This window comes from Lentzea sp. HUAS TT2 (assembly GCF_051853195.1).
GTDB lineage: Bacteria > Actinomycetota > Actinomycetes > Mycobacteriales > Pseudonocardiaceae > Lentzea.
Genome location: NZ_CP196667.1, coordinates 8,798,403 through 8,823,367 on the forward strand (window position 1 = coordinate 8,798,403; position 24,965 = coordinate 8,823,367).

At 70.3% G+C, this 24,965-nt stretch carries 27 protein-coding genes; 12 read left to right on the forward strand and 15 right to left on the reverse strand.

Going from position 1 to position 24,965, the window contains the following annotated elements; genetic code table 11:
* The first annotated feature begins 39 nt into the window (after positions 1–39).
* Complete coding sequence (locus ACSHWB_RS41695) at positions 40–888, forward strand: AfsR/SARP family transcriptional regulator (protein ID WP_439658836.1); 849 nt, start codon at positions 40–42, stop codon at positions 886–888.
* On the opposite strand, the gene ACSHWB_RS41700 is transcribed toward ACSHWB_RS41695, so the two are convergent.
* The 4 genes from ACSHWB_RS41700 to ACSHWB_RS41715 all read right to left on the reverse strand — a co-directional run bounded on the left by ACSHWB_RS41700 (position 859) and on the right by ACSHWB_RS41715 (position 5,461).
* Positions 859–1,377 (reverse strand): flavin reductase family protein, encoded by a 519-nt coding sequence (locus tag ACSHWB_RS41700; RefSeq protein ID WP_439658837.1) that lies wholly within the window; start codon positions 1,375–1,377, stop codon positions 859–861. The genes ACSHWB_RS41695 and ACSHWB_RS41700 overlap by 30 nt on opposite strands.
* A gap of 9 nt (positions 1,378–1,386) precedes the next feature.
* Entirely contained in the window at positions 1,387–3,471 is a 2,085-nt protein-coding gene (locus ACSHWB_RS41705; RefSeq protein ID WP_439658838.1) for a tetratricopeptide repeat protein, read from the reverse strand.
* A gap of 11 nt (positions 3,472–3,482) precedes the next feature.
* Positions 3,483–4,688: a hypothetical protein gene (locus ACSHWB_RS41710; protein WP_439658839.1), complete on the reverse strand. Its 1,206-nt coding sequence runs from the start codon at positions 4,686–4,688 to the stop codon at positions 3,483–3,485.
* 302 nt (positions 4,689–4,990) lie between these two features.
* Positions 4,991–5,461 (reverse strand): hypothetical protein, encoded by a 471-nt coding sequence (locus tag ACSHWB_RS41715; RefSeq protein ID WP_439658840.1) that lies wholly within the window; start codon positions 5,459–5,461, stop codon positions 4,991–4,993.
* Between the two features lie 114 nt (positions 5,462–5,575).
* On the opposite strand from ACSHWB_RS41715, the gene ACSHWB_RS41720 reads away from it, so the two are divergent.
* Positions 5,576–6,496 carry a LysR substrate-binding domain-containing protein gene (locus tag ACSHWB_RS41720; RefSeq protein WP_439658841.1) on the forward strand — a complete coding sequence of 307 codons (921 nt, stop codon included), beginning with the start codon at positions 5,576–5,578 and terminating at the stop codon, positions 6,494–6,496.
* Here ACSHWB_RS41720 and ACSHWB_RS41725 read toward each other — a convergent pair.
* The 6 genes from ACSHWB_RS41725 to ACSHWB_RS41750 form a co-directional block, all read right to left on the reverse strand.
* On the reverse strand, positions 6,493–7,470 hold the full coding sequence (locus ACSHWB_RS41725) for an amidohydrolase family protein (RefSeq protein WP_439658842.1): 978 nt from the start codon (positions 7,468–7,470) through the stop codon (positions 6,493–6,495). The two genes, ACSHWB_RS41720 and ACSHWB_RS41725, sit on opposite strands and share 4 nt — an antisense overlap.
* A gap of 2 nt (positions 7,471–7,472) precedes the next feature.
* Complete coding sequence (locus ACSHWB_RS41730; protein ID WP_439658843.1) at positions 7,473–7,991, reverse strand: 3-hydroxyanthranilate 3,4-dioxygenase; 519 nt, start codon at positions 7,989–7,991, stop codon at positions 7,473–7,475.
* Positions 7,988–8,413 (reverse strand): RidA family protein, encoded by a 426-nt coding sequence (locus ACSHWB_RS41735; RefSeq protein WP_439658844.1) that lies wholly within the window; start codon positions 8,411–8,413, stop codon positions 7,988–7,990. The genes ACSHWB_RS41730 and ACSHWB_RS41735 overlap by 4 nt, the downstream gene beginning before the upstream one ends.
* Positions 8,410–9,138, reverse strand: a complete 729-nt coding sequence (locus ACSHWB_RS41740; RefSeq protein ID WP_439658845.1) for a 2-keto-4-pentenoate hydratase — start codon at positions 9,136–9,138, stop codon at positions 8,410–8,412. Before ACSHWB_RS41740 ends, ACSHWB_RS41735 begins: the two co-directional genes overlap by 4 nt.
* Positions 9,123–10,562, reverse strand: a complete 1,440-nt coding sequence (locus ACSHWB_RS41745; protein WP_439658846.1) for a 2-hydroxymuconic semialdehyde dehydrogenase — start codon at positions 10,560–10,562, stop codon at positions 9,123–9,125. Before ACSHWB_RS41745 ends, ACSHWB_RS41740 begins: the two co-directional genes overlap by 16 nt.
* A gap of 81 nt (positions 10,563–10,643) precedes the next feature.
* Complete coding sequence (locus tag ACSHWB_RS41750; RefSeq protein WP_439658847.1) at positions 10,644–11,495, reverse strand: alpha/beta fold hydrolase; 852 nt, start codon at positions 11,493–11,495, stop codon at positions 10,644–10,646.
* A gap of 123 nt (positions 11,496–11,618) precedes the next feature.
* Between ACSHWB_RS41750 and ACSHWB_RS41755 the strand changes: the two genes are divergently transcribed.
* From ACSHWB_RS41755 to ACSHWB_RS41785, 7 genes are all read left to right on the forward strand, one after another.
* Positions 11,619–12,209, forward strand: a complete 591-nt coding sequence (locus ACSHWB_RS41755) for a CGNR zinc finger domain-containing protein (protein ID WP_439658848.1) — start codon at positions 11,619–11,621, stop codon at positions 12,207–12,209.
* Between the two features lie 65 nt (positions 12,210–12,274).
* Positions 12,275–12,709, forward strand: coding sequence for a cupin domain-containing protein (locus tag ACSHWB_RS41760; RefSeq protein ID WP_439658849.1), 435 nt, complete (start codon positions 12,275–12,277; stop codon positions 12,707–12,709).
* A gap of 33 nt (positions 12,710–12,742) precedes the next feature.
* Entirely contained in the window at positions 12,743–13,162 is a 420-nt protein-coding gene (locus ACSHWB_RS41765; RefSeq protein WP_439658850.1) for a hypothetical protein, read from the forward strand.
* Positions 13,146–13,280, forward strand: a complete 135-nt coding sequence (locus ACSHWB_RS41770) for a hypothetical protein (protein WP_439658851.1) — start codon at positions 13,146–13,148, stop codon at positions 13,278–13,280. The genes ACSHWB_RS41765 and ACSHWB_RS41770 overlap by 17 nt, the downstream gene beginning before the upstream one ends.
* Positions 13,281–13,352: 72 nt before the next feature.
* Positions 13,353–14,069 (forward strand): spermidine synthase, encoded by a 717-nt coding sequence (locus ACSHWB_RS41775; RefSeq protein WP_439658852.1) that lies wholly within the window; start codon positions 13,353–13,355, stop codon positions 14,067–14,069.
* Between the two features lie 74 nt (positions 14,070–14,143).
* Positions 14,144–15,235, forward strand: coding sequence for a VanZ family protein (locus ACSHWB_RS41780; protein WP_439658853.1), 1,092 nt, complete (start codon positions 14,144–14,146; stop codon positions 15,233–15,235).
* Positions 15,210–15,617, forward strand: coding sequence for an SRPBCC family protein (locus tag ACSHWB_RS41785; protein ID WP_439658854.1), 408 nt, complete (start codon positions 15,210–15,212; stop codon positions 15,615–15,617). Before ACSHWB_RS41780 ends, ACSHWB_RS41785 begins: the two co-directional genes overlap by 26 nt.
* 3 nt (positions 15,618–15,620) lie before the next feature.
* Here the strand turns inward: ACSHWB_RS41785 and ACSHWB_RS41790 are convergent, their stop codons facing one another.
* Together ACSHWB_RS41790 and ACSHWB_RS41795 are read right to left on the reverse strand one after the other, a co-directional pair.
* The gene (locus ACSHWB_RS41790) at positions 15,621–17,717 is read right to left on the reverse strand and encodes an alpha/beta fold hydrolase (protein ID WP_439658855.1); all 2,097 of its coding nucleotides are present in this window, start codon (positions 17,715–17,717) and stop codon (positions 15,621–15,623) included.
* Entirely contained in the window at positions 17,714–18,787 is a 1,074-nt protein-coding gene (locus ACSHWB_RS41795; protein WP_439658856.1) for a class I SAM-dependent methyltransferase, read from the reverse strand. Before ACSHWB_RS41795 ends, ACSHWB_RS41790 begins: the two co-directional genes overlap by 4 nt.
* Positions 18,788–18,895: 108 nt before the next feature.
* Between ACSHWB_RS41795 and ACSHWB_RS41800 the strand changes: the two genes are divergently transcribed.
* Positions 18,896–21,541, forward strand: a complete 2,646-nt coding sequence (locus tag ACSHWB_RS41800) for a helix-turn-helix transcriptional regulator (RefSeq protein ID WP_439664766.1) — start codon at positions 18,896–18,898, stop codon at positions 21,539–21,541.
* Here ACSHWB_RS41800 and ACSHWB_RS41805 read toward each other — a convergent pair.
* Together ACSHWB_RS41805 and ACSHWB_RS41810 are read right to left on the reverse strand one after the other, a co-directional pair.
* The gene (locus ACSHWB_RS41805) at positions 21,509–22,135 is read right to left on the reverse strand and encodes a glyoxalase (protein WP_439658857.1); all 627 of its coding nucleotides are present in this window, start codon (positions 22,133–22,135) and stop codon (positions 21,509–21,511) included. The genes ACSHWB_RS41800 and ACSHWB_RS41805 overlap by 33 nt on opposite strands.
* Positions 22,132–22,743 carry a hypothetical protein gene (locus tag ACSHWB_RS41810; protein ID WP_439658858.1) on the reverse strand — a complete coding sequence of 204 codons (612 nt, stop codon included), beginning with the start codon at positions 22,741–22,743 and terminating at the stop codon, positions 22,132–22,134. Before ACSHWB_RS41810 ends, ACSHWB_RS41805 begins: the two co-directional genes overlap by 4 nt.
* Before the next feature lie 133 nt (positions 22,744–22,876).
* Here ACSHWB_RS41810 and ACSHWB_RS41815 point away from each other — a divergent pair, with 133 nt between their 5' ends.
* Together ACSHWB_RS41815 and ACSHWB_RS41820 are read left to right on the forward strand one after the other, a co-directional pair.
* Complete coding sequence (locus ACSHWB_RS41815) at positions 22,877–23,458, forward strand: NADPH-dependent FMN reductase (RefSeq protein ID WP_439658859.1); 582 nt, start codon at positions 22,877–22,879, stop codon at positions 23,456–23,458.
* Between the two features lie 4 nt (positions 23,459–23,462).
* Entirely contained in the window at positions 23,463–24,071 is a 609-nt protein-coding gene (locus ACSHWB_RS41820; protein WP_439658860.1) for a TetR/AcrR family transcriptional regulator, read from the forward strand.
* Here the strand turns inward: ACSHWB_RS41820 and ACSHWB_RS41825 are convergent.
* Positions 24,034–24,960: an arsenic resistance protein gene (locus ACSHWB_RS41825; RefSeq protein WP_439658861.1), complete on the reverse strand. Its 927-nt coding sequence runs from the start codon at positions 24,958–24,960 to the stop codon at positions 24,034–24,036. The two genes, ACSHWB_RS41820 and ACSHWB_RS41825, sit on opposite strands and share 38 nt — an antisense overlap.
* Positions 24,961–24,965: the final 5 nt, after the last annotated feature.

Below are 24,965 nucleotides of genomic sequence, written 5' to 3' on the forward strand. Positions count from 1 at the left end.
ACACTCTCGGAGTCGGACATACCGGGAGGTGGCTATCGCGTGACAACGGGAGATGATCCGCCGTACTTCCGGGTTCTGGGCACGTTCGAGGTGACGCGAGGAAACCGCCGCTGCACGCCGACGGCGCAGAAGCAACGCGCCCTGCTCGCACTGCTCGCGTTGCACGCCAACGAGTTCGTGCCGACCAGTCGCATCGTGGACCAGCTGTGGACAAGGGGTGCGCCCCGATCTGCTGTCGCCGCGCTGCACGGATACGTGACGGCGGTGCGGCGGGTGCTCACCCCGGGACGCACGAGCTCGCGCACCTCGCACCCCATTCTCAACACGCGTCCCTCCGGCTACATGCTCTGCCTGGAAACGGATCAGCTCGACCTGACCCGGTTCCGCGAGCTGGCGAAACAAGGACAGATGTCGATGGTTGCCGGCGAATGCGCACAGGCGCGGGAGAAGTTCGCCGTGGCGCTGAGCCTGTGGCGTGGCGCCCCACTGGCGGACCTGCGCGAGCCGGGCATGTTCGACCACGACATCTCCCGGCTGGAGCGGGAGTACCTGGAGCTGTTGCGCAACAGGTTCGACGTCATGCTCTGCAACGGTGACGGGCATCTGGCCGTGTTCGACCTCGAGGAGCTGTGCCGGACCTACCCGTTGTGGGAGAGGTTCCACGAGCAGCTGATGCTCGCGCTGTGCCAGGCCGAACGCCGCGCCGACGCGCTGACGGCCTACGCCAGGGCGTACCGGATGCTGTCGAGCCAGGCGGGAATCGAGCCGGGGCCACGACTTCGGGCCATGCACCAGCTCATCCTCAACGGGGAGGACCCGTTCGACCAGGGTCACCGGCACGAACGGGTGCTCACCGGGCTACAGCTGGCGCACACCGTTTCCCCTTAGCCGCCAGTCGAACAGGCGGCGGTAGAAGACGAGCGGCTCCGCCTCCTTCACCTCGGCACGGGTCACCTCGCCGATCAGGACGGTGTGATCACCGTGGTCGAACACCGCGGAAGTGGTGCAGCGCAGGTAGATCGGCGCTGCGCACAGCCGTGGCACGGCGCCGTCCCACGCCCAGACGAGGTCGGCGAACTTGTCCGCGCCACGGCTCGCGAACGTCCGCGCGGTGCGTTCCTGGGCGCTGCCGAGCACGTGCACGCCGAACTCCGCGCTGTGCACCAAGGGCTCGCGGCACCGTGACGCGTGGTCGACCACCACGAGCACGGACGGCGGATCCACGCTGTACGAACAGATCGACGACACGAGCAACCCGCACGGACGTACGCCCGCATGACGCGCGGTGATCACGGCGAGACCCGACACCAGGCGGCTCATGGCGTCGGTGAACGCGGCCACCGGCAGTGCGGCGGCCACGTCCTCCGATGCTGTCACGGCGTTCTCCTACCTGGCCGACGCCGCGGCGCAGAGTTCCCTGCGCTGCCGGGCGTCCTCGTCGTCGGTCACCGCGAGCACGGCGTCGTAGTCCAGGATCGCCGCGTCCAGCTCACCGGACTCCTCGTAGGCGACCGCGCGGTTGTAGCGGGCCTCCGGGTTGTCGTCGAGGGTGATGGCGCGGCTCAGGTAGCTGATCGCGTCGGTGAGCTCGCCGGACGCGACGGCGATCGTGCCGCGGATCGCCCACGCCTCGGCCAGCCTGTCGTTGCGCTGCACCGCTTCCGCCAGCGCCTCGGAGGCTGCCGTGTACTCGTCCTGCTCGACCAGCAGCTGGCCTTTGAGGCACAACAGGTGTGCGTTGTCCGGCGCCAGTTCGAGAGCGGCGGCGACATCGCGTGACGCCCCCTCCAGGTCACCGTTCTCCAGCAGGTATCCGGCTCGGTTGATCCTCGCGTCGACGTGCCGCGGGTCCAACTCGATGACGTAGCCGAAGTCGGCCATCGCGCCCTCGACGTCGCCGAGCGCGAGCCGGGCGTCGCCGATGTTGTAGTACGCCTCGGGAAACGGCGGGGAGAGCCGCAGCGCCTCGCGGTAGGCCTCGACCGCCTCCTCGTCGCGCCCGAGCCTGCGCAGGACGTTGCCGACGTTGAAGTGGTGCTCGGGGAAGTTCGGGTCCCGTTCGAGGACGTAGCTGTAGTCGGCGAGCGCGTCCTCCAGGCGGCCCATCGCGCCGTACACCTGTGCCCGGTTGTAGCGCAGCACCAGGCGGTGCAGCACGTGCTCGTCCGGTTCGAGATCGCGGTCGAGCCTCGCCATGCCGTCGTTGACCAGGGCGAGCGCCACCTCGGGCTTCTTCTCGCGCACCTCGACGAGCGCCAGGCCGTTGCGGGTGAAGACGGACTGGAAGGCTTCCTTCTTCGGGTCGGTGAGCTGGGACGCGATGGCGATCGCCAGGTTCATCCAGGCCCGCGCCCGGACGTAGTCGCGTTCGGCCTCCGAGTAGTGCCGCGCGTGCAGCATGGCCGTGGAGTACGCCAGTTCGAGGTGGATGGCCGCGTCCGTGGAGGCGGCGCGTCCCTCGACGTAGAGCGTCTCGGCCTCGGCGGCGCGCCCGACGGCGGCCAGCACGATCCCGGTCTGGAAGGTGAGGTGCCACCACTGGTCCGGGTCGGTCTCCCGGTCCGCCGCCGCCCGCCCGCGCAGGCCGTGGTCCGCGGCTGCTTGATAGAGCCCGACCTTGTGGCAGTGGTCGAGTGCGACGCGCAACGCCTTCGCGCCCGCTCCGGCAGGGTCACTGCCGTGCTCCAGGTGGTACGGGATCGCGCCGAGGTGCAGTGAGAACTCATCGGACCGCGCGAGCTCCTCGGCACGGGCGTCGTGCAGCGCGGCACGTTTCTCAGCCGGCAGAGCGAGGTAGGCGGCGAGCACCCGCGGGTCGTCCGCCGTGCCGTCACTGTCCACATAGGCCTGAGCAGCGTCGCCCTGGAGGGGTTTCTCCGCAACGGGCTCGGCTTCGACCACCTGGGCGTGTGCGGCGATCGTCGAGGCCAGCGACACGTCGATCTCGCCGCGCGGGTCCACGAGCGGGTCCCGGCTCGTGCCCACGACCACGGTGAGGTCCGGGAGGTCACCCCGGCGCAGCAGGACGGCGATGAACTCCTGGTCGGACGCGTCGGCCTCGTGCGCGTTCTCGATCACGAGCGTGCGCGGCCCGCCACCGAGGGCGGCGAGGTAGTCGCGCAGCAGCTCGGCCAGGCCGTTCGCGATGTTGCGGGTGTGCAGCCGCGAGTAGTAGCGGGTGCGTTCGCTGTCCTGCACGGCCCATTCGAGCGTGTGCCAGGCGCTCGGCACGCGCCCCGCCAGCTCCGGCGCGGTCGTGAGCAGCTCGATGTTGTGCCGCTCCCCCAGTTCCGGGCACCGTTGCAGCAGGTCGTCGGCGATCTGCCGCAGCAACGACCCCGCCGCCGTGTACGGTCCGCGCAGCCGCCGGTGGGCGTCGAGGACCGCCCAGATCGGCGGCAGGTCCAGACCGGCGAGCGCGTGTGCCCGATCGCGCCGCAGGTCGGCGCGGATCCAGTAGCGGCTGTCCATGGTGCGTCCCTTCAGTGAATGACGTGGTGCAGACGACGGTCGCGGCGCGCCCGCACGCGCTCGCGGACCATGAGCCAGCCGAGCACCGCGCACTGCGCGAGCGCGACAGCGCCGAAGACGATCGAGTCGAGCAGCTGGGCCGTGGGCACCCCGTCACCCGTGAGCCGCCCGATGACGCCGGTGACGAACCGGTAGAGCACGGGCGCGCCGGCGAGTGCGAACGTCGTGAGACTGGCCGTGTACCCGATGACGACGAGCCACGAGTACCAGCGCGCCACCTGGCGGTCGACCGGGTGCAGCGTCGACTCGTCCGTCTCGGGACGGCCGAGCAGCCGCATGAACCTGTTGCGGACCATCCGCAGCGCGGCCCCGTGCAGGTCGACGCAGCCGAGCACCGTGCTCACCAGCACGTAGATGTCCGTGCGCAGGTACAGGAAGAACTGCCAGATGACCCGGAGCAGCGCGGCGAACGCGACGGCCAGCAGGAATCGCCCCGGCCCTGACAGCGTTCCGTCGGCGTGCCGGGTCAGGTCGGCGGCGACGGTGCACGCGGCGATGCCCAGGACGTCGGCCAGCAGCCCGGCGACGATCGGCAGGTAGCGCTGCCGGCGCGGCACCGCCACGAGCCCGTCCAGCGAGGTCTCCAGCACGATGAAGTAGAGCCGCCTGCCGACGCGCAGCCTCGATCGGACGCCGAGCCTGCGTCCCGCCAGCGCGTGGAAGGACTCGTGCAGGAGAAGCAGCGGAATGGCCGCGACGAACAACCCGACCTGGATGACCATGTAATAGTCGGAGAAGAAGATGTTGTGATAAGTAGGCCGCAGATCGGCGTTGAACACCATTGCGAACAATGCCCATCCGGCGAGCGCCGCATAGGCGACCCAGGCAATCGGCGAGAACAAGGCAGCACCGAGTCCGCTGAATCGGACAGGCGCCCTCTCCGCGACGACTTCCCCGGATTTGCGAATGAGGCCGAGCTCGTCCAGTCCCGCGACGACGTCCTCGACGTCGACCTCTTCGCCGTATTCGCGCTCGAACCACTCACCGGCCTGGCGCGGGGTGTCCCCGTCGACCAGCCTGCGCACGAGCGCGGCGCCCTCACCGGGGAAGATGCCGTACGAGTCGACGTCGGGGCGACCGATCGTCACCTCGTCGCCGTCCTCCAGGAACACCAGCGGGTGCAACGGCACTGGCTGGTCCAGATCGAACTCGGTCACCGCGTTCCTCCCCGCCGTGGATCGGATGCGCCGGGCCCGAGGACCCGGCGCATCCGCGTCGCGCCTTAGGCCGGCTTGACGTTGTACTGCGAGCAGGCTGCCGCCGTGAGACGGACCGGGCCCACCTTGCGAATGGTGATTCGCTTCATCTTGGCCTTGGACTTCTCCATGAGTGCTCCTCCCTCGGGTCGTGCTTCCGACATCGAGAAGTCTGCCCGCGCACTCCAAGAAAGCTCCAAGGGCGCTCCAAATCCATTGGCCGTATTGAGACATCTAAAACAAATGGGCAGTATTGCCTCGGATCAGCGCGTCTCGTCCGTGACGCCACCGGACAGGAGGTCGCCCGTGTGGCTGCTGTACTGCAGGACCGAGGCGATGAACGTGTACCTGGACGCGGCACCGTTCAGGTTCGGCGTCCAGCAGCGGCGCTCGCCCGGCTTGATGTGCTTGTTGCCGCCCGGGCTGTCGCAGTCCACCCTGCCGACCGGCTCACCGCGGTCGTACCGGTTGAGGTAGACCTGCGCGTACTGGCTCGCGGTCATGGGCTGGTCGAACAGCGCGAAGGCGAAGTACAGGCTGCCCTGGCGGCACAGCTCGACGGTGCCCACGGCGACGCCGTTGGTGGCGACCACGTTGGCGATGTCCACGCGGGTCTGGTAGCCGGCGCCGTTCTGGCAGAACGGGCTCACCTGCACCTCCGCGGACGCGGGTGCCGCCAGTCCCAGCAGGACCGCGCCGGCCACGGCGAGTGCCGCGGTCAACTTCCTGATCATGTTCCCTCCTCGGTCGTTCGCGGCCGGTGGCCGCGCCACCACGATGGGGAGCCGGTGCTGCGGGCTTCTTGCAGGCTTTCTGGAACGACGAGGTCAAAGGCGTAAAGTCGGATCATGAAGACGCCGAAGCTGCTCGACGGGAGGCTGAAGCTCCGCCACCTCGTGCTGCTGGACGCGTTGCTCAGGCAGGGCACCGTGGTCGGCGCGGCGGCGGCACTGCACGTCACCCAGCCGGTCGTGACGCGCGGCCTGCACGAGCTGGAGGAGATCCTCGGCGTCACGCTGTTCGACCGCGGGCCGCGCGGGATCACGCCGACGGTGTACGGGTCGGCGTTCGGCGAGCACGCGAGGGCGGTGCTGGCGCAGCTCACCGAGGCGGGCCGGCACCTGGTCGAGCTGGCCCAGGCCGAACGCGGCACGGTGGTCGTCGGCACGCACCTGGCGGGAACGAACGTGCTGCTGCCGCGGGCGATCACCGCGATGAAGCGCCGCCGGCCGAACCTGACGGTGATCGTGCGCGAGGCGGCGCCGGAGCCGTTGCTGGCGGAGCTCGCGGCCGGGCGCGTGGACATGATCGTGGGACGGCTGACGGCGCCGTCGGACGAGCAGCTCGAACGGCGCAAGCTCTACGACGAGGCCGTGCACCTGGTCGTGCGGGCGACGCATCCGCTGGCGGGCCACGAGGTCAAGACGGCCGAGCTGGGCGACTACCCGTGGATCATGCCGGGCGCCGAGACAGTGCTGCGGCGGGAGCTGGAGCAGTTCTTCGCGCGCAACGGGATCGCGCTGCCGGTCAACCGGGTGGAGACGACGTCGTTCCTGATCGTGCGGGAGCTGTTGCTGGAGAACGACTTCATCGCCGCGCTGCCCAGCCTGATCACGGTCGACGACACCCGGCTGACCCGGTTGCCGGTGAGGCTCGACCAGGTCGGGCACAGCGTCGGGCTCACCCTGCCCTCCCGCACGCTGAGCCCGTCCGCCGAGGCGTTCATCGACTGCCTCGGCGAGATCGCGTCCGAAATGGACGGACACTAGCCCAGGAAGCGCTCCGCGTTGCCCCGCTGGATCAACGCGCGCTGCTCCCCGGTCAGGAAACCGCTCTTCGCCACGACCTCACCGGCCGGGCGCTCCCCCAGCGGGTACGGGTAGTCGCTGCCGACCATGACCCGCTGCACGCCGACGGTGTCCACGAGCAGCCGCAGCGCGCGTTCGTCGAACACCACGGAGTCGACAAAAAACCGGTCCAGGTAGTGCGACGGCGGGAACGCGGACGTGCCGACCACGTCGTGCCGCTGGTGCCAGGCGTTCTCGGTGCGGCCGAGCCAGAACGCGAACGAACCTCCGCCGTGCGCGAAGCAGATCCGCAGCCGGGAGTCGATGCGGTCGAACCCGCCGCCGAGGATCAGCGCGAGCACGGACAGGTGCGTCTCGGCGGGCATGCCGGTCAGCCACTGGGCCATCCACCGGTCGTTGCGCGGTGAGCTGGTCATGTCCCACGGGTGCACGAAGACAGGCACGTCCAGCGAGGCCGCGTGCTGCAGGAACGTCACCACGCCCTCGCTGTCGAGGTCGTCGTCGCCGACGTGGTTGCCGATCTCGACACCACGATGTCCGTTCGCCAGACACCGTTCCAGCTCCCGGCACGCTTCGTCGGGGTTCTGCAGCGGCACCTGGCAGAACGGCACCAGCCGGTCGGGCGCGGGCGCCACGATCTCCAGCGCGAGGTCGTTGAAGATCCGCGCGATCTCGGCGGCCTGCGGTGTCGGTGCGCCGTAGGAGAAGAACGCGGGCGTCGGCGAGACGACCTGCACGTCCACGCCGTCGGCGTCCATGTCCGCCAGCCGGAGCTCGGCGTCCCAGCAGTTCGACTGGACGCGCCGGAACTCGCGGGTGCCCAGCATGATCATGGCGTCGGAGGCCGACTCGGTCCGCAGCCAGGGCGCCTCGGCGCCGGGGAGCGCCGGCCAGCCCTGGGGGACGTAGTGCGTGTGGACGTCGATGATGCCCATGCTCAGCCCTTGCCGGGGTGCAGGGCGCCGCAGTTGCCGCAGGTGCGTGCGTCGGTGTCGGCGTAGAACTTCTCGAACACCGGCGGCAGGTCGGCCACGATGTCACGTACCTGCAGCTCGATCTCCTGGAGGAGGTGCGAGCAGTTCAGGCAGTACCACTGGAACCGTTCGAGCTGCCCCTCCTCGCGGACGCGTTCGATCACGAGACCGACCGAGTCCGGGTCGGGGCGCTGCGGCGAGTGCGGGGTGTTGCCGGGCAGCAGCCACGTCTCCCCCTCGCGGATGTGCACGGTCCGCGGGCCGTCCGCGGTCATGACGTCGACGTGCATGTCGCCCTTGATCTGGAAGAACCACTCCTCGTAGGGCTCGTGGTGGAAGTCCGTGCGGCTGTTGGGGCCGCCGACGATCTGGACGATGAAGTCGTTGCCCAGAGCCATGGTCCTGTTCGCGACCGGAGGCTTGAGCAGGTGCCGGTTCTCGTCGATCCAGGCCTGGAAGTTGATCACGGGCGGCAGAGTCATCGAGTCTCCTCGGTGCGGGGCAGGCGGGCGATCGCCTGGATCTCGATCAGCAGGTGCGGATGGGGAAGCTGGTGCACGGCGACGGTGGTGCGGGCAGGGCCGTCCTCGTCGAAGAACTCGGCGTAGACCTCGTTGTAGCCGCCGAAGTCGTTCATGGAGACGAGGAACGTCGTGCACTGGGTGACGTCGGCGAGCGTGCAGCCGACCTCGCCGAGGATGGTGGCGATGTTCTCGATGACGGCCCTGGTCTGAGCGCGGATGTCGAGGTTCGTGGTGCCGAGCTCGTCCACCTCGACGCCGGCGAACGAGTTGTCCGGGCGCCGGGAGCTGGTGCCGGAGACGAACACCAGGTCGCCGGAGACCTTGACGTGCGGGAACCGGCCGCGCGGACGGGCGAGTCCGGTGATCGTGCGTGCGGTCATCGCGGTCGCCCTTCGAACGAGACGGGGCCGAACCCGTCGATCGAGCACTCGACGTAGCCCTCGGTCAGCGGCAGTGCGATGGTCGCGGCACCGGCCAGCACCACGTACCCGGCCCTCAACGGGATGTTCCGCTTCCGCGCCACCTCTTCGAGGGCAGTGAGGGCGTTGGCCGGGTTTCCGAGGATCGCGCTGGTGGAGCCTTCCACAATGGACGATCCCGCGGTCAGCCGCACCGCCCGGTCGCCGACGTCGGTCATGGGCTGCCACGGACCGATGACGTACCCGGCTGCGGAAGTGTTGTCGGCGATGACATCGGTGTAGGTGAAGCGGAAGTCCCGGTAGCGCGAGTCGATGATCTCGATCGCGGAGGCGACCGCGTCCACGCACTCCAGGATCGGCACGGTGCCGTCGACGTCGCGGCCGAGCCGGTAGGCGATCTCCGGTTCCGCCTTGGGGTGGATGAGGTTCTCGCTCGTGCGGCCGTGCATCCCGCTCGTGAGCCGGCCGACGATCACCTCGGACACGCCCATCTGCCGCATCTTCGCCTCGCTGGTGAACCCGAGCTTCACGCCCGTGACGGTCTCGCCGTCGCGTTCCCTCAAGGCGATGAGCGCGTGCTGGACCTCGTAGGCGTCCGCCACGGTCAGATCCCCGAAGCCGGGCACCTCGGTCGCGGTCGTCTGTGCTTTGTGGAGGATCTCGGCGATGTTCACAGCTGCACGCACACGTTCGTGGGCTCGGTGTAGAAGTGCAACGACGACTCGCCGCCCTCGCGGCCGATGCCGGACATGCCCATGCCGCCGAACGGTGACCGCAGGTCGCGCAGGAACCACGTGTTGACCCACGACATCCCGACGTTCATCGCCTGCGCGACCCGATGGCCGCGGCGCAGGTCGTTCGTCCAGACCGAGGCGGCCAGACCGTAGTCGGTGTCGTTGGCGAGCGCGATCGCCTCGTCCTCCGCGTCGAACGGGATCAGCGCCGCGACCGGGCCGAAGATCTCGTCGCGCACCACGCGGTCGGCGTTGGTGAGCCCGGTCCACAGCGTCGGTTCGATCCACGAGCCGTCCCGCAGGTCCGCGGGCATGTCGGGAACGCCGCCACCCGTGATCGCCTTCGCACCGGCCTCCTCCGCGAGCGCGAGGTGGTCGAGCACCTTGCGGCGGTGCTGCTGCGAGACCAACGGGCCGGTGGTCGTGCCAGGATCGTGCGGGTCGCCGAGCTTCAGCGCTCTCGCACGCTCGACGAGCCCGTCCACGACGTCGGCGAAGATCGTCCGCTGCACGTAGACGCGTTCGGTGCAGAGGCAGACCTGGCCGGTGTTGGTGAAGATCGCCCGGCTCAGCCCGGTGAGCGCCTCGGCCAGGTCCACGTCGTCGAACACGATGGCCGCGTTCTTGCCGCCGAGCTCGAACGAGACCGGCCGGACCCGTGGCGCGGCCGTCCTCATGACACGCGTGCCGGTCGCGGTGGAACCGGTGAACGTCACCCCGTCGATGCCGGGATGTCCGACCAGGAGCTCACCGACGTCCCCGTGACCGTGCACCACGTTGTAGGCACCCGCGGGCAGTCCCGCGTCCCGCAGCACCTCGGCGAGCAGCGTCGCCGTCGCCGGGGTCAGCTCGCTCGGCTTGACCACGACGCTGTTGCCGCACGCGAGCGCGGCCGAGACCTTCCACGTCAGCAACAGCAGCGGGAGGTTCCACGGCACGATCACCGCGACCACGCCGAGCGGCTTGCGGACCGCGTAGTTCAGCGCCTGCCTGCCGTCCGCGAGATCGGTGAGGAACGACTCCTGCCCGGCCGCGGACACGACGTCCGCGAACGTCCGGAAGTTGTGCACCGCCCGTGCCACGTCCAGCTCACGGGCGAGCGCGACCGGCTTGCCGGTGTCCGCGACCTCGGCGGCGACGAACTCCTCGAACCGCGCCTCGATCCCGTCGGCCGCCCTCCGCAGCACCGCGGCCCGTTCCCGCACCGGCACGCGGTCCCAGCCGGACCCGCGCGCCGCGGCCACCGCCTCGTCGACCAGCGACGCGTCGGCGACCTGCACCATCGCGTGCGTCCTGCCGGTGGCCGGGTCGACGTCGCCGAAGGCCGCGTCCCGTTCGGCGAACCGGCCGCCTGCGAAGTTGCGGATCATTTCCATGGCTCCACTGTGGGCAGCCAGGCCATGCTCCGCCAATGCCGTTCTCGCGCCAGGTCATGCCCGTCCGGCTATAGCGTCAAGTCAGGCGAAAGTCTTCGCCAGCACGGTGTTCACGTGCGCGGCGATCTCGTCGGCCGCCTCCTCCAGCGCGAAGTGGCCGGTGTCGAGCAGCACGACCTCGGCGGAGGGCACGTCCCTGCGGTAGGCCTCGGCGCCGGGCGCGATGAAGAACGTGTCGTTGCGGCCCCAGATGGCGAGAACGTTCGGCTGCCGTTCGCGCAGCCAGGCCTGCCAGGACGGGTAACGGCCGGGGTTGGTCTGGTAGTCCCACAGCAGCGCCTTCATGTAGTCGGCGCGGCCCGGCAGGTCGATGACGGCCTGGTCTGCCAGCGCCTGCTCCGGGTCGACGTGCTCGGGGTTCTTCGCGCCCGTGAGCCACTGGTGCCGCGTGCCCGCGAGGCTGACCACCCAGTCGACGGTCGGCTGATGCTTGGCCTTGTCGCTCCACCAGCCGTTCAGCCCCGCGACGTCGGGGCCGAACCCCTCGACGTAGGCGTTGCCGTTCTGCGTGATCACGGCCCTGACCCGCCGGTCGTGCTCCAGCGCGATCCGGAAGCCGACCGGTGCACCGAAGTCGAACACGTAGACGGCGTAGTCACCGATGCCGAGCAGGTCGATGACCTTTCCGGTCACCTCGGCCAGCCGGTCGAACGTCGGGCTCTCCGGCAGCGGGTCGGACGAGCCGAAGCCGGGGTAGTCGATCGCGACGAGGTGCCAGTCCGCGGCGAGCCGGTCGATCAGCCGCACGTAGGCGCGGGTGCTCGACGGGTAGCCGGGCAGCAGCACCAGCGTGGGCCTGCTCGCGTCACCCGCCTCGCGGACGAACACCTTCAGGCCGTCGACCTCGACGTGGTGGTGGCGGATCGCGGGCATGTCGTTCTCCTCGGTTCGTTCTAATGTATAGAACGACCGTATACACGTTAGGTTCCATGCCGCAACCGTCCCTGGCGAGAATCTGCTAACGTCTCAATCGTGGCTCCAACCGTTAGGAGAGGCGTGACCGCGACACTGTCCGAGTTCCAGACGGCGGGCTTCCCCATGGGCGCCGAGCCGCTCGTCGCGCTCGACCTGGTGGACACGCAGGCGCTGTGCCTCGACCCGGTCAGGGACTTCCTCGCGGACGAGGCCGAGTACGCGAAGTGGTGGGCGCTGCAGGCAGATCGGCTGCCGTCCGCACCACCGCCGGCGATGAGCGCGACCCGCCGGCTGCGCGCACTGCTCCACGCGCTGTTCGACGCCCACCTGACCGGACGGACGCCCGATCCGGCGCTGATCGCGGACCTCAACGCCGTCGCCGCCGCGGTGCCCACCAGCCCCCGGCTCGACGGCTGGGGCGTTGGCGCACGGGCCGAGGTCCGGTGGCACGACGACTACAACGGCCACCCGGCGCTGGCCGCGATCGCGGGCGAGGCGATCCGGCTGCTGGCGGACCCCGTGCAGTTGGAGAAGCTGCGCGCCTGCGGAAACCCGGCCTGCTCCATGGTGTTCCTGGCGGAGAACAAGCGCCGGATCTGGTGCGCCGCCAACGTGTGCGGCAACCGGGCGCGGGTCGCGCGGCACTACGAGCGGACCCGCGGCGACTCCTGACACCTGGCTAAAATCGATCTCGCCTGCGGAGCAGGTGCCGCCGTTCCACGTCTGAGGAGATGCGCATGCGGACGATCAGCCGATTCGCTCTGGTCATGGCGATCGTCGGGCTGACGGCCGCCACAGCACCGGCCGTCGCGGGCGCGACCCCTGGCCGCGGGGTCACCGCCGTCACGATCTTCGACCAGACGGTGGGCGACACCCAGTACGTCGTCAGGGAGATCACCATCGCGCCGGGCGGGTCCACGGGCTGGCACTACCACCCCGGCCCGGTGCGCGGGGTCGTCACGAAGGGCGTGCTGACCCACCACGACTCCGACTGCGCGGTGGACGGCGTGTACCGGCCCGGTCAGTTCATCAGCGAGAGCAGCGGCACCGGCTACGTCCACATCGGACGCAACCTCGCGAACGCCCCGCTGGTGCTGATCGTGAGCTACCAGAACCCGGCCGGCGGCCCGCTCGCGGTCAGCACGCCGAACCCCGGCTGCTCCTTCGAGTAGGTCCTCACGGCGGTTGGCGTTGATCTCGTCGCTGTGCTCGAGCGCCCAGCCGGCGAGCGCGATCACCAGTGGCAGCAACGTCTTCCCGAGCTCGGGCAGCTCGTACTCGACGCGCGGCGGTCGCGGAGTCCAAGAAGGGCATCGTCGCGGACAACCGGGGTCGGCGAAGGTGTCCACCTCGGATCCGCCGAGTCCATCGACGTCAAGGAAGGCACCCAGAAGGGCGTCATCTGCGGGAACACGTTCAACGGCAAGGGGATCGCGGGCCAGCACTCCGCCGACTCCTGGGTGGACGTGAAGGGCTCCGGTTACCTGCTGGAGAACAACACCGGCACGCTCAGCAAGCCCGGCACCCCTGGCCAACGGCTACGAGACGCACCAGATCGGCGGCAACCCGAGCGGGTGCGGCAACACCTGGCGCAACAACAGGTCCGATGTGGACGGCTCCGGTGAGTACGCCATCAGGATCACCACGGTCTCGCAATGCACCGGCAATCCCAACGTGGTGTACGCGTCCAACACGGTGACGAACGCGAAGAAGGGCCTGACCAACGCGAAGATCACGCCCTGACCGACCGCCCCACGGGTTCCCGGACCCGTGGGGCACTCACCCGTTCGTGACCAGGAGGTACCGTGCCGTCGCATGAGTGCGCGCTTCCAGGAACTCGACTACCGCCAGACACCGCTCGGTGAGCTCACCCTGCGCCGCCGGCTCGAGCCCGGCACCGGCAGGGAGATCCACGAGATCAAGCTCAACGAGGAGTTCCTGATGTCCAGCCTGTTCACCGTCGCCGAGGTCGAGCTCGCCACGCTCGCGCTCGCGGAGGTGTCCGGCGACGGCCTGAACGTGGTCGTGGGCGGTCTCGGACTCGGCTACACCGCGCTGACGGCGCTGGAGGACCCGCGGGTCGGCTCGCTGGTGGTCGTCGACGCGCTCGGCGAGGTGATCGAGTGGCACCAGCAGGGACTCATCCCGGCCGGGCAGACGCTGGGCGCCGACGAGCGGTGCCGGCTGGTCCACGGCGACTTCTTCGCGCTGACCCGGTCCGGGCAGGGCTACGACCCCGAGGCGCCCGGCAGGCTGTTCGACGCCCTGATCGTCGACATCGACCACTCCCCGCGGCACCTGCTGCACCCGACCAACGCCGACTTCTACACGCCAGAGGGCGCTCAGCGGCTGGCCGAACTGCTTCGGCCCGGCGGGGTTTTCGCGTTGTGGTCCAACGACCCGCCCGAGGACGAGTACGCCGCCGTTCTCGCGACGGCCTTCACCGATGTGCGGGCCGAGGTCGTCAGCTTCCCCAACCCCCTGCAGGGTCGTGACTCGACGAACACCGTCTACCTCGCGAAGCGCGGCTGACCACTCCGCGTCCATTCGCCGTATCTTCACCGATCTTGGTTTGGCGGGCGGGGTGAGCGGGCATTGGATCGCTCATGATGGCGTCGTACTGGGAAACCGCCCGAACCGGTTTCCTGGCGTTCGTGGGTGTCGGGTTGCTGGTCCTCGTTCCCCTGGTCCTGTTGCACTACTTCCGGTTCCGGAGGGTCGAGCCGCGCCGCGCGTTCGTGCTCTACGGCCTGCTGGCCTACGGGCTGGTGGCGCTGGCACTGATCTTCCTGCCGTTCCCGTCCGACGTGGCGAACCTGTGCACGGGCGACAAGATGCTGTCCACGGTCCCGTTCCAGTGGGTGACCGACATGAGCAACAACATGGCGGCCAACGGGCGTTCCGGTGTGCTCGCCATGGTGAAGTCGCAGGCGTTCCTGCAGCAGCTCTTCAACGTCGCGTTGTTCGTGCCGCTGGGCGTGGTGCTGCGCAAGGCGTACGGCAAGGGGCCGCTCGCCGTCATCGCCATCGGTCTGGGACTGTCGCTGGCCATCGAGGTCGTGCAGTACACCGGCAACCTCGGTTTCTACCCTTGCCCGTACCGCATCGCCGACGTGGACGACCTGATCTCGAACACCTTCGGCGGCCTGCTGGGCTGGATGATGGCGCCGGCCGCGTTCGTGGTGCCCAGGGTGCTCTCGTCCGACGAGGCGGCCGCTCCGGACGGCACCGTCACCGTGCCGCGCCGGATCCTCGGCCTGATCTCCGAGCTCGTGCTGGTGATCGTGATCGCCAAGCTGGTGCTGCAGTCGAACCCGTTGTGGGCCGTCTGCGTGCTCGTGGCGTTCCGCGTGGTGCTGCCGGCCGCGGCGAACGGGATGACGATCGGCGGGATCCTCCTGCACTACCGGATCCGCGCCCTGGACGGATCGCGGGCCAACCCGTTCCAGCTCGCGCTGCGTGAACTGCTCGGCCTCACCGGCTTCATGGCCTACGCGACCGTCGTGTCGCCGTTGATCGGCATCGGCTGGTGGGACCTGGTCGTCGTGGCGCTGTACGTCGGCGGGGCGTTCGTCTTCCCGGTGTTCCGGCGGGACCAGCGCGGATGGCACGAGCACGCGGCGAAGACGCTGGACGTGTTCGTGGACCGGAAGGCCGGGTACCCGGAACCTCATGACGACGTACACGCACACAGCTGAGGCGGACATCCCTGCCGACACGCTGTTCGGCTTCCTGGCCGAGCCGCGGAACCTGCCGCGCTACTTCCCGCAGATGACCGCGGCCGAGCCCGAGGGCGGTGAGCAGGTGCACGTGGAGGCCGAGGTGCACGGCCACCACGTCGAGAGTGAGGCGTGGGTGCGGCCGGACGCCGGGCGGCGGACGCTCGAGTGGGGCGCCGAGGGCCCGGACGACTACCACGGCGAACTCCAGGTCGAGGAGGTCGCGCCGGGACGGTCGCGCATCACGGTGAGCCTGCACAGCGTGCGGGAGGCGCACGGCGACGAGGTGCAGCGCGGCCTGGAGCAGACGGTCGCCGTGCTGACCCAGACCGCGGCGGCCGACGACCGTGCGCAGGGCTGATCCTCAGAGCAGCTCGGCCAGCAGGGAGGCGGCCCGCGAGGCGCCGTCGGACTCGACCGCGCGGTAGCCGACCTCCCTGCCGATCTCCTCGGCGATGGCGGCGGCCAGGACCTCCCGGTCCGCGACGTCCTCGTAGGACATGCACCGGCCCGCTCCGTAGCGTTCGAGCCGGTGCCGGACGTGGATGTTCTGCTCGAAGTGATGGCGCAACGGCACGAAGAGGAACGGGCGTCTGGCCGCGGTCAGCTCCATGCACGTGGTCAGGCCGCCCTGCACCACCGCCAGGTCGCACGCGGCGAGGTGCCCCGGCAGGTCCGGCAGGTAGCCGCGGATCTCGACACCGGGACGGCCCGGCAGTGAGGCCGGGTCGATGCGAGGGCCGGTGACGACGAGGAACCTCAGTCCTGGCACCCGTTTCACCGCGGCGGGCACGGCGTCCAGCACCCGCCGCAGCAGCGACTCCCCCACCCCGGAGCCACCGACCGTGACCACGCACAGCTTCTCGCCCTCCCGAACCCCGAGCCTCCTGCGCACCGCCTCGCGCTCGTGTTCGCCCGGCGGGCCGAATCCCGTTGCGTAGCCGGAGAAGTCGAAGTTCTGCTCCGTCCACTCGCGAATCGCGGGCAGGCCCTCGCCGAACGGCAGGGAGACCACGTCGTCCGGGTTGCCGACGAACACCGAACGGTCGCGCACGCGCCGCAGGCGTTCTCGTTGCTCGATCATCTCCAGGTTGTAGTCGGCGGTCAGGCGTTGCTCTCGCGCGCCGCCGTCCGGCATCGGGAGCCAGCCGACGAAGTCCGTCAGCCAGGCGAACGAGAACCGCTTCAGCGCGGGGTTCTCGTGCAGGAAGTGGTCGACGTCCCAGGCCTCGTCGCCGATCACCAGGTCGTACGGCTCGTCGTCGAGGACGTCGTTGAACACCATGAAGTTGTTGACCAGCACCGCGTCCAGGCGCCGGAACGCCTCGAACACGTGCAGGTCGTGCTCGCCCGCGTCGTCCTCGATGTGCGCCGACTCGTTCGCGAGCCACGCGGAGGCCGGGTGGATCCGCTCCCCCGCCGGTCCGAGCACCTCGGTGACGGGGTGCTGCGCAAGCCAGTCGATCTGCAGGCGCGGATGCAGTTTGCGCAGCTCGGAGGCGATGGCGAGGTCACGCCGGGCATGGCCGAGACCGATCGGTGAGCTCAGGTACAACGCCCGCGGCGGCCGAACTCGCGGAGCCATCGTGCGCCGGGGCACGGGGTGGACGCGCTCGACGAACTCCTTGATCAGCAGGGTGATCCGCACCGGCTCACGGGCGTGCACCCCGTGGCCCGCGTCGTCGATCAGCACGAGCGACCCGCCGGTGAGCTCGGCGAGGCGTTCCCCGATGGCGTGCGGGCGGATCAGGTCGTTCTTCCCGTGGATCACCAGCACCGGGCACCGGACCTTGCGGCAGTCGTCCTCGATCGACTCGGAGGCCAGCCGCCCGGCCGTGGTGTCCACCAGCGTGGCGGGGTCGATCTCGTGCGCCCACCGCACGGCGTCCTCGATCTGCTTGGTGGAGTGAGGTTCGGCGAACATCCTCGCGAAGAACCACTCCGTGAAGTCGTCGTAGCCCCCGTCGAGCCAGTACCCCCTGTTGTACTTGCCCTCGGCCGACTCCCAGGCCTGCTTCTCCTGTTCCTGCACACCGATGAGCGACCCGCTGGCCGGGCCGATCGCGACGATGCCGGAGACCCGCTCCGGGTGGTGCGCGGCAGCGAGCACCGACCAGGCGTCCCCGCGCGACAACGCCACCAGCACAGCGCTACGGGTGTCCGTGGCGTTCATGACCGCAATCGCGTCCGCCGCGTACTCCTTGTCCACATAGGACTCCGCACCCGCCGGACGGTCCGAGTCGCCACTCCCCCGCCCGTCGAAGGTGACCACGCGGAAGTGCCTTGCCAGGAAGGGAACCTGTGCCTTCCAGAACCTCGACGGCACGATCGACCAGGTCGGCATCAGCAGCACCGTCGGCCTGCCGGGGTTGTCGTAGACCCGGAACGCGAGCCGCACCCCGGCGCGTTCGGCGTGTCCCTCCCGATCCGCCTCGCGCACAGGGCGCGGCTCGCTGGTCACGGCCGGACTTCGAGGACCTGGTTGAACGGGGTCTGCGCCACCCCGGCGAACCGGGTGAACCCGCCGGCCACCGCGACGTCGCGGATCCGCGCGGGCCCTGCCTGCGTGCCGAGCGCGAGACCGACGTCCTGCGACAGCGAGGCCGGCGTGCACAGCAGCGTGGAGAAGCCGTAGTAGGTGCGGCCCACGGGGTTGAGGTTGTCCTCGACGTGGTCACCTGCCATCGGTTCGACGATCATCCACGTGCCGTCGGCCGCCACCGCCTCCCGGACGTGCTTGGCCGCCCCGACCGGGTCGCCCATGTCGTGCAGGCAGTCGAACATGGTCACGAGGTCGTAGCCCGTGCCGCTGAAGTCCTTGGCCGACGCGACCTCGAACGTCACCCGGTCACCGACCCCGGCGGCCGCGGCCCGTTCGCGGGCGGTCCGGATCGACTCGGGGTGGTAGTCCGACCCGACGAAGGTGGAGCCGGGGAACGCCTGTGCCATCAGGATTGTCGATGCCCCGTGGCCACAGCCGACGTCGGCGACCCTCGCACCGGCCTGGAGCTTCGCGGTCACGCCGTCGAGCGCGGGCAGCCAGCCCTCGATCAGGTTCGCCGCGTAGTTGGGCCGGAAGAACCGCTCGCAGCCGACGTGCACGTCGGTGTTGTGCTCGTGCCAGCCCACCCCGGACCCGCTGCGGGCCGCGTCCAGCACCCGTCCGGCGTCGTGGACGGTGCCCAGCGCGATCTGGAACATGCCCGGCAGGAACGCGGGGCTGTCCTCGACCGTCAACGCCACCGCGTGCTCGATCGGCAGCGCATAAGCGCTGGTCCCGGCGTCGTAGGTCACGTAACCGCCGGCCGCCTGGGCGTTGAGCCACTCCCGTGCGTACGGCTCGGCGGTGCCCGTGCGGTCAGCGAGCTCGGCGGGGCTGATCGGGTCGCCGGACGCCATCGCGCGGTAGTAGCCGAGCTTGTCGCCCATGACGACGAGCGCGGCGTTGAGCGTCGCGCCCACCTCGCCGACGGCGCGGAACACGAACTCCATGAGCTTGTCCGTGTCCACCTCGGGTCTTGTCGTGGTCATCTGCTCTTCCCTCCTGTCGAGGGTCGGAACCTATGAGCGCCAACGGGACAGCCGCATCAGGTGCCCCACCTAGTCGGTGGAGGTCTGCTTACACTCCCCCGTGTGCTGATGGGACGCGAGTCCGAGCGTCGTCAGGTCGAGCGGCTCGTCGCGAGCGCCCGGCTCGGCCACGGCGGCGCTCTCGCGATCACCGGCGAGCCCGGTGTCGGCAAGACCGCGCTGCTGCGGTTCGCGGCCGGGTGCGCGACCGGCATGACGGTGCTGCAGGCCGCGGGCAGCGAGCAGGAGCGCGAGATCCCGTTCGGCGCGCTGCACCAGGTGCTGCGGCCGGCCCTCGGCCGTCTCGCGGAGATCCCCGCTCCCCAGGCGCAGGCGTTGTCCGTGGCGCTGGCCCTGGCCTCCGGTCCCGCGATCGACCGGTTCGCGGTCGGCGCCGCCACGCTGAGCCTGCTGTGCCGCTTCGCCGAGCAACGGCCGCTGGCGGTGCTGCTGGACGACCTGCACCTGGTCGACCGCCCCTCCGCGGACGCGCTGGCCTTCGCGGCGCGGCGGCTCGACGCCGACCCGATCGTGCTGCTGGCGACCACCCGCACGCCGGACCCGCCGCTGCCCGCGCTGGCGCTGTCCGGCATCGACCTGGCCGCGGCGGGCGACCTGGTGTCGAGCCGGTCCGCCACGCCCGTGTCGCCCGAGCTGATCGCACGGCTGCACCGGGCGACGGCCGGGAACCCGCTCGCGTTGATCGAGCTGGCCGGCCGCAGGCTGGAGCACGCGTCACCCGAGGCGCCGCTTCCCGTGTCGGCGGCCCTGGCGCACGAGTTCGCCGCGCAGGCACGTTCGCTGAGCGCGGCCGGGCGGGCGGCGCTGGCCGTGGCCTCGGTGGCGGGCAACGACCTGCGCGTGGTAGCCGGCACCTGCCGCGTGCTCGGGGTGGACGTCGACGCGCTGGCCGAGGCCGAGGGCGCCGGGCTGGTCGTACTGTCCGACGGCCGCGTGGAGTTCCGGCATCCGCTGATCCGCTCGGCCGTGTACGGAGACGTCCTGGACCGCAGGTCGATCCACCGCGCGGTGGCCGAGGCCGTCGGGCCGCACGACGCCGACCGTCACGCGTGGCACCTGGCCGAGGCCGCGGTCGGGCCGGACGCCCAGGTCACCGACCTGCTGGTGCGGGCGGCGGCCCGGGCCCACGACCGCAGCGCGCACGACGTGGCGGCGGCCGCGTACGAGCGTGCCGCGCGGCTCAGCCCGGAGGTGGGGCGGCACGCCTCGTTGTGCGTCGCGGCGGCGGAGTCGGCGTGGCTGGCCGGCGAGACGCTGCGGTCCGTCTCGTTGCTCGACGAGGTGGGTGGCAGCCATCTGCGGGCCGTCGAGCTGCGGGCGGCGATCGCGGCGCGTACCGGTTCGCTGACCGAGGCACGTGACCTCTGCCGGCTCGCGGCCGGGCGGTCCGGCGACGCCGACTCGGCCGTGGTCCTGCTGGCCGACGCCGTCAACGCCTGCTTCTACCTGGGTGACACCACGACCGGGGTCGAGCTGGCCCACGAGATCGAAGCGCTGCTCGGCCACGTGACCACGCCCAGGGCGCGAGGCCTCGGTCAGATGGCGGCCGGTGTGGCCCGCGTCCTCGCCAACCTCGGCGGCGCCGAGCAGATCCGGACCGCGGTGGGCCTGCTCGCCTCCGGGCTGCTGCGCGAGGACCGCCGCAGACTGTCCTGGCTGATGATCGGCCCGCTGTTCCTGCGGGACGCCGACTCCGGCGCGGACCTGCGCCGCATCGTGGCGGACGCACGGGCGGAGGCGGCCGTGGGCACGTTGCCCGCCTTGCTGTTCCACGTCGCACGGGACGAGGCCACGACGAACCAGTGGGTCCGCGCCGAGGCGACCTACGACGAGGCCACCCGGCTGGCCAGGGAGACCGGCCAGGAGACCGACCTCGCCATGTGTCTCGCCGGGCTCGCCTGGCTGCGCGCCCGGCTGGGCGACGAGGAGCAGTGCCGTGCGCTCGTGGCGGAGGCGCTGCCCATCTGCCGGTCCCGCGACATCCACATCGGACGGGTCTGGTCGTTGTTCGCGCTGGGAGAGCTGGAACTGGGGCTCGGCGATCCGCAGAAGGCGTTGGCGCACCTGGAAGAGCTCGCCACGCTGCTCGACGACCTCCAGCTCACCGACCCGGACCTGTCCCCCGCGCCCGAGCTGACCGACGCGCTGGTCCGGTTGGGACGCGCCGAGGACGCCTGGCGGCTCGCACGGCGCTACCACTCCGCAGCAGAGGCGAAGGGCCAGCCGTGGGCGATGGGACGCGCCGAGCGGACCCTCGGCGTGCTCGCCCCGGACTTCGACGCCCACTTCGAAGCCTCTTTGCGTTTCCATGCAAGGACTTTGGACGACTTCGAGACCGCCCGCACCCGGCTCGCCTACGGTGCCCGCCTGCGCCGTGCCCGGCGCCGCGTGGACGCCCGGCCGCACCTGCACGCCGCGCTGGAGACGTTCGAGAACCTGCGTGCGACCCGCTGGGCGGACCTCGCCGCGGTGGAGGTCGGCGCGACGGGTGAGACGATCAAACGTCGCGCACCGGGTGAAACCCTTACACCGCAGGAGTTGCAGGTCTCACTCCTGCTCGCGGAGGGCAAGACCACCCGCGAGGTCGCCGCCGCCCTGTTCCTGAGCCCGAAGACGATCGAGTACCACCTGCGCAAGGTCTACACGAAGCTCGGCATCCGCTCACGCGCCGAGCTGGCCGGCCGGCTGCCCTGACGTCCACGCGAAGCCGTCCGGGTCGACGAACCGGCCGGCGCCGTTCATCACGATCCGGTGCGATCCCGAACCCTCCGGCGGCACCCCGGCGTCCTTGGCGAGCGCACGCCGCCGGTACAGCCCCAGCTTGACCTGACCGGCCGCGGCGAACTGCACGTACATGCGGCCGAAGCTCTTCTCGACGGTGAAGCCCTGGTCGAGGTAGCACTGCTTGCTCGCGACGATGTCCGTGGCACCGAGCAGCAGCACGACGTCCTCGATCCGTCCGGTGGCCGGTCCTGAGTTCTTCTTCGCCGAGGTCGCGACCTTCCAGATGGTGCCGTCCGGTGCCTGCACGACGCCGCCGTAGCCCCACATCGACTTCCCGGCGGGCTTGAGCACGGTCGCACCGGCGTCGATCGCGCCGCCGAGCAGGAGGTCGACGTCGGCGGGCTGCGCCACCGTGAGGGACAGGGTGAAGCCGCGGAAACCGGTGGCCGGCTCCTGCGTCTCCTGCAGGCGCAGCCGGGAGCCGAGCCCGAAAGCGTTGGCGTAGAAGCGTTCGGCGGCCGCGAGGTCGGCCACTTCGAGGGTGATCGCGTCGAATGAGGTCATGCCGGAAACGCTAGGCGCCACCCCCGGACCGATGCTTCTCGATTCCTGACCGCCTGCGCGGGCAGCACGACGACCACGGCGACGGCCGCGATCATGCTGCCCGTGCCGACGAGCTTCTCGACCCGCCGGGCGGTCTCCCCCACCGCCGCGCCGAGACCGATGTGCAGCGCGCACCAGCCCGTGGCGCCGACGAGGACCGCGGGCAGGAACGTCCGGTAGGGCATGTCCCGTGCGATCCGCGCCCGTTCCAGCAGAGCCGCCCGCTCCAGACCCACCCCCGCGAGCTCGGCGCGCAGCCGCGGGTACCGGCCCAGCAGCCACGGGCCCAGCACCACGACCAGCACCAGCACGAACCAGTCGTAGAGCCCGAACACCCCGGCTGCGAGGGGCCAGAGCCACGGTGGGTTCGTCACGGTCGGCGCCAGCACCAGCGCGGCGGCCACGAGCGCGCACAGCGTCCACACCGGGAACCTGCGGAAGAGCAGCACGGCGGCGGTGAGCAGGACCAGGCCGGCGACCAGCTCCACCGTCGTCCCCAGCACCAGCGGCGCCGCCAGGGCCACCCACAACACGGCATCCGGCCACCGCAGCCCCCAGCCGCACCTCATCGGCTCATCGTAGAAGACCGCTGTTGTGACTCACGGCACCGAACCAGCCCTGCACAAGCGGGGTAGAGTCCATTTACGAAAGCGGGGTACGGTCCACTTACCTCGGACTAAGCGCGGCAAAGGACTTCAGGACATGACGCACATCGGAATCATCATCGGCAGCACCCGCCCCGGCCGGAACGGCGAGCAGGTCGCCAGGTGGGTCCTCGAGCACGCGGAGAAGCGCGACGACGCGACGTTCGAGCTGGTCGACCTCAAGGACTTCCCGCTGCCCCACCTCGACGAGCCGATGCCCCCGATGCTCCAGCAGTACCAGCACGAGCACACCAAGGCGTGGTCGGCCAAGATCGCCGAGTTCGACGGCTTCATCATGGTCACGCCCGAGTACAACCACTCCACGTCCGGCGTGCTGAAGAACGCGATCGACTACCTGTTCGCCGAGTGGAACAACAAGGCAGTCGGCTTCGTGTCGTACGGCGGTGTCGGCGGTGCACGGGCCGTGGAGCACCTCCGCCTCGTCGCGGGTGAACTGAAGCTCGCCGACGTGCGCACCAGCGTGTCGCTGTCGATGTTCACCGAGTTCACGAACTACACCGAGTTCCACCCGTCCGACTTCCAGGTGGCCACGCTGAACACCCTGTTCGACGAGCTCGTCGCCTGGAGCAGCGCGCTCGCCCCGCTGCGCGACCGTCAGCTCGCCTCGCAGCAGGCATAACCCCGTGCAGCCCGTACCTCTGGAACGGGCCGACGCCGCGCGCAACCGCGCCCACCTGCTCGACGTCGCCCGAGAGATGGTCGCCGAACTCGGCGCCTGCAACGTCACGATGGACGGCCTCGCCGAGCGCGCCGGACTCGGCAAGGGCACGGTGTTCCGCCGCTTCCGCACCCGCGCGGGCATCTTCCACGCGTTGTTCGACGAGGAGGAGAAGCGCTTCCAGCACCGGGTGATGGCCGGGCCCGCACCTCTGGGGCCCGGCGCACCACCGGTACAGCGACTGGTCGCGTTCGGGCGGGCCAGGCTCGAGTTCCTCGTCGAGCACACCGCGCTGGCCCGTGCCGCGCTGGACGTCACCCAACCGGTCCCCGGCGAGAGTCCGTCGCTGTTCCACGTCCAGATGCTCCTGACCGAGGCCTGCCCGGACGACGCGCGCACCGGCACACTCGCCCTGCAGCTCGTCGCCGCACTGGAGGGCCCGGTCCTGCTCTACCTGCAGGCGCCGGAGGACACGCCCGACCCGTCCCGGCTGGTGCGCGACCTGAGCGCCGGCTGGCAGGTGCTGGCCGAACGCGTCACGGCACCAGCCGCGGCACGACCCGCACGTAGATGACCATGCCGACCACCTCGACCAGCGTCTGCGTCACCACGACCACGGCGGCGACCTCCCCCGGCAACGCCAGCGCGAGCGGCAGCACGACCAGCGAGTTCCGCGTGGCTCCCGTGAACACGATCGCGCGCCGTTCCGGCACGTCCAGGCGGAACGACCGGGCGACGGCGGTCCCGGCGAACGCCATGACGACCAGGAAGACCACGTAGAACGGCACCACCCGCACGACCTGCGGCAGGTCGTCACCGAGCCTCGGTACCTGCGACGCCACCACCGCGAACAGCGTCGCGGCCATCAACGGCACCATGGACGTGCTGATCGCTTCGACGAACCGCCCCGCGAACGCCTGGGTGAGCCACGCCAGCGTCAGCGGGATCGCGATCAGCACGACGAACGCCTCGACGAACGGGCCGGGCTCGACTTCCAGGTCAGAGCCGAGGAACAGCAGCAGATATGCGGGCAGCAGCACCATCTGCGCGATGAGCAGCAACGGCGTGGCCGCGAGCAACCGCTGGTTGGCACCGCCCGCCAGCCCGCTGAACACGATCACGTAGTCGACGCACGGCGTGAGCAGCACCAGCAGCACACCCAGCCGCACGGCCTGATCAGCGGGCAGGAACGTGAACATCGCGGCCACCACCAACGGCACCACCACGAAGTTCACAACGAGCGCGGCTCCGAGAAACCTGCCCGCCCGCAGCGAACGCCCCAGCTCGGCCACCGGCACCTGCAGGAACGTCACGTACAGCAGGACTGCCAGCACGGGGTTGATGGCGTGTTCGAGCGTCGGCCCCGCGCCTGGTGCGGCCCACCCGGCCAGCCCGCCGGCGGCCAGTGCACCGAGGTAGACGGCGACCTGGTGGCGTTCCACGCCCGCGACGAACCCCGGCACCGCAC